This is a genomic window from Thermoanaerobacter brockii subsp. finnii Ako-1 (assembly GCF_000175295.2).
GTDB lineage: Bacteria > Bacillota > Thermoanaerobacteria > Thermoanaerobacterales > Thermoanaerobacteraceae > Thermoanaerobacter > Thermoanaerobacter pseudethanolicus.
The window spans coordinates 260,407-273,029 of the sequence record NC_014964.1; the positions used below are offsets into that span (position 1 = coordinate 260,407).

At 36.6% G+C, this 12,623-nt stretch carries 11 protein-coding genes and 1 pseudogene; 11 read left to right on the forward strand and 1 reads right to left on the reverse strand.

Annotated elements, in window-relative coordinates; all coding sequences use genetic code 11:
• The 3 genes from THEBR_RS01170 to THEBR_RS01180 all read left to right on the forward strand — a co-directional run bounded on the left by THEBR_RS01170 (nt 1) and on the right by THEBR_RS01180 (nt 5,591).
• A complete protein-coding gene (locus THEBR_RS01170; protein ID WP_012268936.1) occupies nt 1-1,233 on the forward strand; it encodes an argininosuccinate synthase in 1,233 nt (410 codons plus the stop codon).
• Nucleotides 1,214-2,539, forward strand: coding sequence for an argininosuccinate lyase (argH, locus tag THEBR_RS01175; RefSeq protein WP_003868143.1), 1,326 nt, complete (start codon nt 1,214-1,216; stop codon nt 2,537-2,539). The genes THEBR_RS01170 and argH overlap by 20 nt, the downstream gene beginning before the upstream one ends.
• Before the next feature lie 298 nt (nt 2,540-2,837).
• The gene (locus THEBR_RS01180) at nt 2,838-5,591 is read left to right on the forward strand and encodes a calcium-transporting P-type ATPase, PMR1-type (RefSeq protein ID WP_012268937.1); all 2,754 of its coding nucleotides are present in this window, start codon (nt 2,838-2,840) and stop codon (nt 5,589-5,591) included.
• A gap of 53 nt (nt 5,592-5,644) precedes the next feature.
• Here the strand turns inward: THEBR_RS01180 and vapC are convergent, their stop codons facing one another.
• Complete coding sequence (vapC, locus tag THEBR_RS12325) at nt 5,645-5,911, reverse strand: type II toxin-antitoxin system VapC family toxin (protein ID WP_012268617.1); 267 nt, start codon at nt 5,909-5,911, stop codon at nt 5,645-5,647.
• A gap of 231 nt (nt 5,912-6,142) precedes the next feature.
• Here vapC and gpmA point away from each other — a divergent pair, with 231 nt between their 5' ends.
• The 8 genes and pseudogenes from gpmA (at nt 6,143) to THEBR_RS01220 (ending at nt 12,543) form a co-directional block, all read left to right on the forward strand.
• Entirely contained in the window at nt 6,143-6,898 is a 756-nt protein-coding gene (gene gpmA / locus THEBR_RS01190; protein WP_003868146.1) for a 2,3-diphosphoglycerate-dependent phosphoglycerate mutase, read from the forward strand.
• 91 nt (nt 6,899-6,989) lie between these two features.
• Nucleotides 6,990-7,511 (forward strand): ferritin, encoded by a 522-nt coding sequence (locus THEBR_RS01195; protein WP_003868147.1) that lies wholly within the window; start codon nt 6,990-6,992, stop codon nt 7,509-7,511.
• A 246-nt stretch (nt 7,512-7,757) separates the two neighbouring features.
• Nucleotides 7,758-9,543, forward strand: a pseudogene (locus THEBR_RS12585) (FAD-dependent oxidoreductase).
• 24 nt (nt 9,544-9,567) lie between these two features.
• Nucleotides 9,568-9,948, forward strand: coding sequence for a NusG domain II-containing protein (locus THEBR_RS01205; RefSeq protein WP_013570772.1), 381 nt, complete (start codon nt 9,568-9,570; stop codon nt 9,946-9,948).
• A complete protein-coding gene (locus tag THEBR_RS01210) occupies nt 9,920-10,474 on the forward strand; it encodes a Gx transporter family protein (RefSeq protein WP_012268939.1) in 555 nt (184 codons plus the stop codon). Before THEBR_RS01205 ends, THEBR_RS01210 begins: the two co-directional genes overlap by 29 nt.
• A gap of 13 nt (nt 10,475-10,487) precedes the next feature.
• Nucleotides 10,488-10,970, forward strand: coding sequence for a polyprenyl synthetase family protein (locus tag THEBR_RS12590; RefSeq protein ID WP_279624944.1), 483 nt, complete (start codon nt 10,488-10,490; stop codon nt 10,968-10,970).
• A complete protein-coding gene (locus THEBR_RS01215; RefSeq protein WP_279624945.1) occupies nt 10,901-11,455 on the forward strand; it encodes a polyprenyl synthetase family protein in 555 nt (184 codons plus the stop codon). The genes THEBR_RS12590 and THEBR_RS01215 overlap by 70 nt, the downstream gene beginning before the upstream one ends.
• Nucleotides 11,456-11,505: 50 nt before the next feature.
• The gene (locus THEBR_RS01220; RefSeq protein WP_012268940.1) at nt 11,506-12,543 is read left to right on the forward strand and encodes an FAD:protein FMN transferase; all 1,038 of its coding nucleotides are present in this window, start codon (nt 11,506-11,508) and stop codon (nt 12,541-12,543) included.
• Nucleotides 12,544-12,623 lie beyond the last annotated feature (80 nt).

The window sequence follows — 12,623 nt, forward strand, 5'->3', positions numbered from 1 at the left end:
ATGTTAAAAGGTGAAAAAGTAGTACTTGCTTATTCAGGAGGGCTTGACACATCAGTAATCATACCGTGGCTTAAAGAAAACTATGAATGTGAGATAATAGCAGCTTGCATTAATGTAGGACAGGGGGAAGAGCTTAAATATATAAAAGATAAAGCTTTGGCAAGTGGTGCCAGCAAAGTGTATATTGAAGACGTAAAAGAAGAATTTGTTAAAGATTATATATTTCCTACTTTAAAGGCTGGTGCTGTTTACGAAGGGAAATACCTTTTAGGCACTTCTATGGCGAGGCCTTTAATTGCTAAAAAACTTGTGGAAATTGCCCATAAAGAGGGTGCAAAGGCAATAGCTCATGGTGCAACAGGAAAAGGCAATGACCAGGTGAGGTTTGAGGTATCAATACATGCTCTTGACCCGTCAATAAAAATCATAGCCCCGTGGAGGATATGGGATTTAAAATCAAGGGAAGACGAAATAGACTATGCCAAAAAGAAAGGGATTCCGATTCCTGCAACTTATGAAAAAATATACAGTGTCGATAATAATTTGTGGCATGTAAGCCATGAAGGTGGCGACCTTGAAGACCCGTGGAATGAGCCTAAAAGTGACCTTTACGATATAATCACTCCACCTGACAAAGCCCCAGATAAGCCAGAATATGTGCTTATAGAATTTGAAAAGGGCATACCTGTGAAAGTAAACGGCAAAGCCTTAGAACCTGTCAAATTAATAGAAGAATTAAACGCAATTGCAGGAAGAAACGGCGTAGGAATAGCCGACCTTGTGGAAAATAGACTTGTAGGAATGAAGTCTCGCGGTGTTTATGAAACTCCTGCAGGGACACTGCTTTACGCTGCTCATAAAGAACTTGAATATCTTGTGCTTGATAAGGAAACAATGAGGTTTAAGGATTTGGTTTCGCAGAAATATGCAGACCTTGTTTACAACGGTTTGTGGTTTTCACCACTTAAAGCCGCGCTAGACGCTTTTGTGGAGGAAACGCAAAAAAATGTAACGGGTGTTGTAAGGCTAAAGCTTTATAAAGGAAATGTCATAAACGCAGGAGTAAAATCCCCTTATTCTCTCTATAATCAGGAATTTGTTACTTTTGGCAAAGACGAAGTCTACAACCAAAAAGACGCAGAAGGATTTATAAACCTCTTTGGGCTTTCTTTAAAAATTAAGGCGTTGATGGAAATGGAGAGGAAGGATATGGATGAAGCTGTGGGGAGGTAGGTTTAAAAGCGAGACGGACAAACTAATGGAGGAGTTTAATTCCTCCATTTCTTTTGATATTAGGCTTTTAAAGCATGACATATTAGGCTCAATTGCCCATGCAAAAGGACTTTATAAAGCTGGAGTGCTGACAGAAGATGAACTCAATTTAATAGAAAAAGGGTTAAAGGAAATTCTTGATGAAACCAATGTTGGAGAGATACCAAATGATGAAGATGTTCATTCTTATGTTGAAAGGCTTTTAACTGAGAAAATAGGCGATGTAGGGCGCAAACTTCACACAGGAAGAAGTCGAAACGACCAAGTTGCGACAGATGAAAGGCTTTATTTAAGAGATGAGATAGACAAAATAAAAGAGGATTTAATAAAACTTATAGATACCTTAAAAGAAATGGCTGAAACTTATAAAAAGGCGATTATGCCGGGATATACGCATCTGCAAAGGGCTCAGCCTGTGACTTTTGGACATCATCTTCTTGCCTATGTTGAAATGTTTAAAAGAGATTTATCAAGGCTTGAGGATATGTACAAGAGGGTCAATGTAATGCCTTTAGGTTCAGGTGCTCTTGCAGGTACTACATTTGATATTGATAGAAAATATGTAGCCTCCCTTTTAGGGTTCGATGATATAACTTTAAATAGTATGGACGGTGTAAGCGATAGAGACTTTGTAATAGAATTTTTAAGCTTTGCCTCTATTACGATGATGCATTTAAGTAGATTTTGTGAAGAATTGATTTTGTGGTCTACAAAAGAATTTGATTTTATTGAGATGGACGATAGATTCTCAACAGGAAGCAGCATGATGCCACAAAAGAAAAACCCCGATGCAGCAGAATTAATAAGGGGTAAAACCGGCAGGGTTTACGGCGATTTGATTACAATACTTACTGTGATGAAAGGACTCTCTCTTGCATATAACAAAGACATGCAGGAGGATAAAGAGGCTTTGTTTGATGGAATAGACACTTTAAAAATGTCTTTGAAAGTATTTACTGAGATGATAAAGACGATTAAAGTAAAGACTGACAACATGGAAAAAGCCGCAAAATATGGTTATATGAATGCCACAGATTTTGCGGACTATCTCGTGTCAAAGGGTATCCCTTTCAGAACTGCCCATGAAATTGCAGGCAAAGTCGTTTTATACGCAATAGAGAGAAACTTAGCTATTGAAGATTTGCCACTTAATGAACTTAAAAAATTCAGCGATGTGATAGATGAAGATGTATATGAGGCAATAGACCTTAAAAACACATTAAAAAAGAAAAAGACAATAGGTGCGCCAACGTCAATCCAATCTTGATTTTACGAATAGATCCATTCTTTACAAAAAGTATTTTTTATTATATAATAAGTATTGAAAATAAAAAACTAGATTATTCTTTACGTTAAAGGGGAGTAGCCGAAAGATAAAGCCATCATCACGGTAATCTATTGTGATTACCTGGCTTTATCCTCCAGGTTTATATTTCCGGAGGGCAAGACCTTTGACTTGATTCCTTATGGGAATTGAGGTCAAAGGTTTTTTTATCTTCTTTTGTTGTAGGAGGTGAGGGTGGTTAAATTCATATAAAAAATTTGATTAATAAATAGAGGTTAAAATGAGGAAAAATAAATGTAGATACAATAAGGGAGGGTCGCTGTTGGAGAATAGAAAATGGTATACCTTACATGCAACGGATATTGCCGAATTACTTAGCACTCATTTGTCAAAGGGACTTTCATCCGAAGTCGCCCGACAAAGGCTTGAGGAACAAGGATACAACGAGCTTGTAAGCAAAAGAGGGTTGACTTTTTTTGAAATGTTTTTGAGTCAATTCAAGGATTTCCTAGTAATTATACTTATCATTGCTAGCCTGGTATCTATGCTGGTGGGCGAAGTAATCGATTCGGCTGTAATTATAATGATAGTTATTCTAAATGCGATACTAGGTGTAATACAGGAATATAGGGCGAATAAAGCCCTAGATGCTTTAAAGAAGATGGCAGCTCCTGAGGCGCGGGTTATAAGAGACGGCACGGTCCAGGTTATCCCCGCTCGCGAACTGGTCCCAGGGGACATAGTTTTGCTCGAAGCCGGAAACTACGTGCCAGCAGATTTGAGATTGGTGGAAAGTGTAAATCTAAAAATCGACGAATCAGCGCTTACCGGGGAATCGGTTCCTGTTGAAAAAAACGCCGATATAGTGTTCAACGAAGAGATGCCACTTGGAGACAGGGCTAATTCTGCTTTTATGGGCACTGTCGTTACTTACGGCAGGGGCAAAGGCATAGTGGTATCAACGGGCATGAAGACTGAAATAGGTATGATAGCCGAAATGCTCGAGTCTTACCAGGATGAAGTCACGCCTCTCCAGAAAAAATTGGAACAAACGGGGAAAGCACTTGGAATCGCCAGCCTCGTTATATCCGGCATTGTCTTTTTACTGGGGCTTTTAAGAGGCATCCAATTTTTAGAGATGTTCATGACTGCTGTCAGCCTTGCGGTAGCGGCTATACCTGAAGGCCTTCCTGCAATAGTAACAATAGTCCTGGCCCTCGGCATGCAGCGCATGGTAAAGCGTAATGCACTCGTAAAAAAACTACACGCTGTGGAGACCCTTGGAAGTACTACAGTTATATGTTCCGATAAAACGGGTACCCTCACCCAGAACCAGATGACTGCAACAAAAATTTTTACGAATGGCCAATTTTTTTCTATTAGCGGTGAAGGTTACAGGCCTTACGGAGAATTTTACATTGACAGCTCCAAAATCGATCCGAAATCCGATACATGTCTGGAACTGCTCTTAAAAATTGGAGCTCTTTGTAACGATTCCAGGTTGGAGGGAAGCGGTACCGAACACGAAGATCAAAAATCCTGGAGAATTCTCGGTGATCCCACCGAGGGAGCTCTTGTAGTTGCTGCTGCTAAAGCCGGAATATTCGTTGAAGACCTAGAGAAAACACAGCCCCGCCTTAACGAAATTCCCTTTGATTCTGATAGAAAGCTTATGACGACAATTCATCCTTTTGACGGAAAATATATAGCATATACAAAAGGGGCACCGGATGTCCTCTTAAGTCTTTCAAGTTATATTTACAAAAATGGCCAGGAGGTACCTTTAACACAGGAGGATATAGAAGCTATAATTGCGGCCAATAAAGCCATGGCGTCTCAGGCTCTCAGGGTGCTTGCTCTGGCTTACAAGCCTTTGAATGATTTGCCAGAGGAACCGAAGGCGGAAGATATTGAAAAAGATTTTGTATTCGTCGGTTTGATAGGTATGATTGATCCTCCGCGACCTGAAGCCATAGAGGCAATAAAGACATGTAAGCAGGCAGGTATATGGCCTGTAATGATTACCGGCGATCACAGAGACACCGCGGTAGCCATAGCGAAGGATCTAGGCCTAATTGAGAGCGAGGCAGGTGTACTGACAGGTGCCGAACTGGACTCCATGAGCGACGACGAGATGTTCCAGAAGTCCAGGGAGGTATCGGTTTACGCCAGAGTATCACCAATCCATAAACTTAGAATAGTAGAAGCCATAAAAAATAACGGCCACATCGTGGCAATGACAGGAGACGGTGTTAACGACGCACCGGCCTTAAAGAAAGCTGATATAGGTGTGGCTATGGGTATTACCGGCACTGATGTCGCCAAGGAAACCGCTGATATGATTCTGGTCGACGACAATTTTGCCAGCATAGTTTCTGCAGTGGAGGAAGGCAGGGTTATTTACTCCAACATACGTAAATTCATATTTTTCCTACTCTCGTGCAACATCGCGGAGATACTCATTATATTTGTCTCCATGCTGGCGGGATTGCCTATACCGCTGAAACCCGTTCAGCTTTTGTGGATAAACGTGCTCACAGACGCATTCCCGGCTCTGGCTCTGGGTATGGAAAAGAAGGAGCCGGATATAATGCAACAGCCGCCCAGGAGACCGGAAGAACCTATAATAGACACCCGCATGAGGTGGCAAATTGCGATACAGAGCATTTTTATGACCGTTTCTATAATCGGAGTATTCGTTTTTGCTTTGAAATATACCGACAGTATCGAAAAGGCAAGGACTTTTGCTTTTGCTACGCTAATTTTCAGCGAACTCTTGCGGGCTTTCTCTGCCCGTTCTGAGACCCATTCAGTATTTAAAATTGGATTTTTTACCAACCATTTTATGCTCTGGGGCACATTTATCTCGCTAATCCTGCTGCTGGCTGTAATCTATGTGCCATTCTTGAGAACTATCTTTGACACGACGTACCTATCATTCTACGAAATGGATATCGTCATAATATTCGGTTTGATACCCTTCGCCGCTGCGGAGATAAGCAAAATATTCTTGTCTTCCAGAGGTCATCGGTAAGACAATTTTAAAATAGATACTCAGGAGCACGGAAAATGCCCCGTGCTCCTTTATTAATACTCTTTTAATCTTTCATCAACTTGTGCAATTAAAGAGAAAACGTCATCATCATGTAACAAATATAAATTATTTTCAATGGCTGTTTCTGCTATAAGCAAATCTATAGTGCTGCGAATAGTGATTCCCTTTTTCCTACACTTGAAATACATTTTTGCAGCATCTTCATAGGATTTGATACCATATTTTAGGTCATAGAATTTTTGAGTACTTAAATATTCTTTAATTAAATTAAACTCATTTTCAGTCTTTGCTCCTTGCAATAATTATGCTGAAATTTTTATGCGTGTTAAGCACAAAATACTTATTATTTTGTAAAAGATTATGTAAGTAGATATTATTTTTAAAGAAAGATTAGTGAATACATATAAATATTAAATAATAATGATTATTAATACTGTTGTAATTGCTTGATAATTGAGATATAATTAAGAAAACAGGATAGAGTGGGAAAAGACAGAAAATGTTTGTAAATATGAAAGGTGGGGATATGTATGCATAAAGTTGTTTTGCTAAGACATGGAGAAAGCCTGTGGAATATGGAAAACAGATTTACTGGCTGGACGGATGTTGATTTATCTCCAAAGGGCATTGAAGAAGCTCGGGAAAGCGGCAAGACTTTAAAGGCAGAAGGGTACACTTTTGACTGTGCTTTTACTTCTGTTTTAAAAAGAGCTATAAGAACTTTGTGGATTGTTCTTGACGAATTAGACAGGATGTGGATACCGGTTTATAAATCATGGAGGCTCAATGAAAGGCATTATGGAGCACTGCAAGGGCTTAATAAAGCTGAGACCGCCAAGAAATACGGAGAAGAGCAGGTAAAAATATGGAGAAGATCTGTTGATGTAAGGCCTCCCGCCTTAGAAAAAGATGACCCGAGATATCCCGGTTTTGACCCCAGATATGCTGACCTTTCTGAGGAAGAAATCCCCCTTACTGAAAATTTGATTGATACAATTAACAGAGTTATTCCATATTGGGAGTCCACAATTGCACCGACTATAAAATCAGGTAAAAAAGTGCTAATAGTTGCTCATGGAAATAGTTTGAGAGGGCTTGTAAAATACCTTGACAATCTTTCTAAGCAGGAGATAATGGAGTTAAATATTCCTACAGGAATTCCGTTAGTTTATGAGCTTGACGATGATTTAAAACCTATAAGGCATTATTATCTTGCCGATGAAGAGAAAGTAAAAGAGAAGAAAGAATTAGTAGAAAACCAAGGAAAGATTCAAGGGAATTCTTAAAATATTATCTTGTCTTATTTTTACTTGTTTTTTGGCTTCTAAAAGTGTACAATAGAAATATAAGGAATATAGAATGAGAGGTGTATTTTGTATGTTGAGTAACAGGATGTTAGAAGGATTAAATAAACAGTTGAATTACGAAATTTATTCTGCATATCTATATGTTGCAATGGAAAATTATTTTCAAGAGAAAAACCTAGAGGGTTTTGCTAATTTCTTCAAGGTTCAGACACAAGAAGAACTTGCACATGCGAGAATTTTTTACGAGTACATATATCGCATGGGCGGGAAAGTTACTCTTTATCCTATAGAAAAACCAGAGGAAAATTTTGAAAGTATTTTAGAACTTTTTAAAAAGGCTTTGAGCCATGAAAAGACTGTAACTGAAAGGATTCATAAGCTTGTTGATATAGCAATTGAGGAGAAGGATCATGCCACCAATGCATTTTTGCAGTGGTTTGTCAACGAGCAGGTAGAAGAAGAAGAGAGCTTCCAGAGGCTTGTTGACAAGTTAGAGCTTATAGGAGATAACATACAGCCTATATTCATACTGGATGCTGAATTGGCTCAAAGGATATTTGTATTACCTGCTCCACTTGCACAAGGACAATAAAAAATGGCTTGCTGTTTGTTTAAATTTAGGCATTGTTTAAAGCAAAGACCTTGCTTATTAAATAATTGTAGAAATCGCGTAAATACGGTATGGGGGTATACTTTTTAATAAGGTATATCCCCATAATTTTTTAAAGGGATATTAAGATAATGTTTTCGTTGTCAAACTATAGACAGACTACAATTAATATAGTAAAATATATGTAAAGAATGTTGTTATAATTATATCAAATAAGAGGTGTTTTTTATGAGTGATCATAAAAGAATTATCATCATTGGGGCCGGGTATGGGGGCGTACATGCCGCTAAATTACTACACAAAAAATTTAAAAATGACAGCAATATAGAAATAATTCTTATTGACAAAAAACCTTATCATACATTGTTAACAGATTTACATGAAGTAGCTGGCTCCAGAATAGAACCCGACAGTGTTCGTGTGTATTTACACAAGATTTTTGCAAATAAAAAAGTAGAAGTCATAATAGATGAAGTAGAAAAGATTGATTATGAAAAGCAAAGCGTAATTGGAAAAGATGGGGAGTATAACTATGATTATTTGATTTTAGGAATTGGAAGTGAGCCATGTGATTTTGGTATACCCGGTGTATTTGAGTATGGGTTTACGGTAGGAACGTTAGAAGCTGCTATTAAGACAAGGGAACATATTGAGGAGATGTTTAGAAAAGCGAGTGTTGAAAGTAATGCAGAAAAGAAAAATGCTTACCTTTGTGGTAGCTGGCGCAGGGTTTACGGGAATTGAAACTGCAGGCGAATTGATGGAATGGACAAAAAGTTTATGCGATAAATATCATTTAGATCACAATGATGTTAAAATTATGGTGATAGAAGCGTTGAATACCATACTTCCTAATTTAAATGCAAAATTAGCTAATAAAGCTGCTAAATTTTTGGCCAAAAAAGGTGTAGAAGTTTTAACAAATGCTCCTATAGTAGAAGTAGCAAAAGATTATATAGTTTTAAAAGATGGCAGAAAAATTGAAACAAAAACTCTTATATGGACGTGTGGAGTTCAGGGTAACAAATGTGTTGAGAATTTTGGTTTAGAGTTAGGTAGAAGATCTAGAGTTCAGACGAATGAGTACATGCAGGCAGTAGGCAAAGAAAACATTTATGTAATAGGAGATTTAGCTTATTATGAGTTAGATGGTAAACCTATTCCACAAATAGTAGAGACTGCCTTGCAGTCTGCCGAAACTGTAGTACACAATATAGTAGCTGATATAAAAGGAGGAGAAAAACAACCTTTTAAACCGAAATATCATGGTTTTATGGTTTCTATAGGAAGTAGGTATGCAGTGGCAGAACTTATGGGTGTATCTTTGACAGGTTTTTTAGCTATGGCTATGAAACACCTTGTAAATATGCATTATCTTTTTGGTGTAGCAGGTTTTAATGCGGTGTTATCATACATTTATCACGAGTTCTTTGAAATTAAAAACAATCGTTCAATATTAGGAGGACATATTGCTGCACATATCCCCATATTTTGGCTGGTTCTTTTAAGGATATATGTAGGTGCATTGTGGCTTATAGAAGGTATAAACAAAATACAGCAAGGATGGCTTGACCCTACAAAAATATTTATTATAACTACCTCTGATGTATCTGGTGCTACTGCTAAAGCTGGTGAAGCTGCTACTGCAGCACAAACTTTGCAACCTTTGTTAAAAGAACCTCCTGCTTTTTACAAATGGTTTATGGATACTTTTGTGGCGCCACATGCCTTTTTGTTCCAAGCGATGGTAGTACTAGCGGAAGTAGCAATAGGCTTGGCTTTAATAGCAGGTTTGTTTACTGTTTTAGCATCAGCTGGTTCTATATTCTTAGCACTTAATTTTATATTATCTGCGATGGCAGATAAGTCTATATTATGGTATATATTTGCAGCTATAGCTTTAATGGGAGGGGCAGGAAGAGCTTTTGGACTGGATTATTACGTGATACCTTGGATAAAGAATTGGTGGAAAAAGACCTCTTTTGCACGAAAAACGTATCTTTATATCAGTTGATGGGATGGAAGAGGGTTATTTAGTGTGAAAAAAGGTGATATCTTAATTATGCTTTTTGTAGTTGTTTTAGCTATTGGGTTGTTGGTATTTTATAAAATATCAACAACCCAACATTATCACCACAAATATGCGGTAATAATGGTAGACGGAAAGATATATAAAGAGATATCATTGGAGGATGTAAATTATCGAGAAGAGATACCTATAGTTACAAAGTATGGAAAAAATGTATTGTTGGTTAAAAATGGTGGGATACAGGTTATTTATGCTGAATGTCCAGACAAAATTTGTATAAAAGAAGGGTTTATTGATAAACCGGGGCAAAGTATAGTATGTTTGCCATTTAGAATGGTTGTAGAGATACGAGGTGTTAAAAATGCCGAAGTCGACCAAGTTGTCTATTGAGTCTACAACTATGTCGAAGACTCATAGAATGGTTTTTCTCGCAATACTTGCTACTAATTCTCTAATCTTATATATTATAGAAGGAATGCTACCTGTTCCTTTTGTTGCTCCCGGTGCTAAATTAGGACTTGCTAACATAATCACGGTCATATCTTTGTATTTGTTTGGATTCTTTGATACGTTTATTGTGCTATTTGTGAGAATATTGTTAGCAACTCTTTTTGCTTCTTTACCTTCTACTTTTTTTTATAGCATAGGAGGGGGAGTATTAAGCCTTTTTGCTATGTATTTTGCCAAGAGTATAGGTAAAGAAAACATAAGTGAAGTTGGTGTAAGTGTTATAGGTGCTGTATTTCACAACATTGGGCAAATGTTGGTAGCCTCTCTTGTAGTGCAAAATATTAATATAATGGTGTATTTACCTATTTTGATGATAGCTGGAATAGGAACTGGCGTTTTTGTGGGACTTACTGCGAAATTTGTTTTAAAACATTGGAGAAAATTAAAAAATTTAAATTTACATTGATCAAGGTGGTTAGATGGATAAATTTTGGGATAAAAATTTAGAGATAAAAAGTGAGCTTACTGAAGTTATAAAAATAATGGAAAAGCGTATTAAAAACTCTAACAAATCAATCAGGAATATATTGTTAGATATGATCTACAATAGTGGTAAAATGCTCAGACCCGCTTTTGTAATTTTAGCCGGGAAATTCGGAGAATACGATAGAGAGAAAATATTGCCTTTAGCAGCTGCTATAGAAATGCTCCACATGGCGACTTTGGTACATGATGATATAATTGATAATGCTTTGATAAGGCGAAGCAAGCCCACTATCCAAGCAGAATATGGAAAAGATTATGCTGTATTTATAGGAGATTTCCTTTTTTCTGAGAGTTTTTTGTTGTTATCAGATAATATTACTGTTAGTAATCTAAAAAAGTGTCAAAAGTGGTCTCAAAGATATGCAAAGGTGAAATTGGACAATTTGAGAGTCGTCACAATATCTACATTACGATAAATGATTATTTGAGGCGAATAGCTGCGAAAACTGCTGCTCTTTTTGCTTTAAGCTTTTATGTTGGGGCTTATGAAAGCAAGTGTGACGAAAGCTTGGCTAAAGCATTGGGAAGTATAGGCTACAATATTGGCATGGCTTTTCAAATTATAGACGATATTTTAGATTATACTGGTCAAGAGGCTGTAGTTGGGAAACCTCTGGGCAATGATATAAGAGAAGGGGTTTTTACTCTGCCTTTAATCTATTCGCTGGATAAGAATAAAGATAAAAAAATATTAGAATTACTTAAAAAAGAAAGTTATTCTGATGATGACATCCAACAAATAATTGAATTTGTTCAGCAAAATGGCGGGATAGATAAGTCAAAAATGCTGGCACAAAAATATACTAAAAAGGCTTTTGATAAAATATCTATGTTGAAAGACTCTCCATCTAAACAAGTTTTAATTGAAGTTACTGGTAAACTTTTATATAGAAATTATTAATTAAAATAATTAAAAAGAGATGTAAAGTCTTTTTTGGAGGAGATCATTATATGAAAAAATCTATGACTTTTTTTGCAGCTTTTTTTCTAATATTCACTGTTGCCAGTATATTTTCTGGGTGTTCAAATAAAAATTCACAGCCTATATCTGATACACAATTTGCTTTAGATACTTATTGTACAATAAGCATATACGATAATGTGCCGAAAAAGGTTTTAGATGAGGGATTTAAAGCTATAAAAGATGTAGAAGACAAGATGAGTGTTACCATCAAAAACAGTGAAGTGAATCAAATTAATGAGAATGCAGGTATTAGACCTGTTAAGGTTTCACCTGACACCTTTTATGTGATAAAAAAAGCGGTACATTTTTCTGATGTTGAAAAGGGGTATTTTGATATTACAGTAGGACCTATAGTAAAACTTTGGAATATAGGAACTGATAAAGCTAAAGTACCTTCCCCTGAAGAAATAAAAGCTAAACTCCCTCTTGTAAATTATAAGGATATAATATTGGACGAAAAGAATATGACTATTATGCTGAAAAATAAAGGTATGAGTATAGATTTAGGAGGTATTGCAAAAGGATATGCGGCAGATAAAGTAGCACAAGTTTTAAAGAAAGAGGGTGTAAAACATGCCATAATTAATTTAGGAGGTGATGTTCTTACAATAGGAACAAAACCTGATGGTGGTAACTGGCGTATAGGTATTCAAACTCCTTTTAAACCAAGAGGTGAATATTTGGGCATAGTAGAGGTTTCCAATAAAGCTGTTGTTACTTCTGGAGTTTATGAAAGGTATTTTAAAAAAGATGGAAAATTATATCATCACATACTAAATCCTTTTACAGGTTATCCTGTAGATAATCACTTATACAGTGTGACAATAATAACTGATACTTCTATAGATGGTGATGCTCTTTCAAAAATTTTTGTAATTGGCTTAGAAGAAGGTTTGAAGTTGGCAGAAAGTTTACCTGGAGTGCAAGCTATATTTGTTACAGACGATAAAAAAGTATATATAACCTCTGGTCTAAAAGGCAACTTTAAAGTTACTGATCCTGAATATACTTTAATGACTAAATAATTTCGGCTTTGTAAAGTAAATATGAAAAAATAGCATAGGATTTCTCATGATAGCTTCAAAATTTGTCCAAAATATAGCGA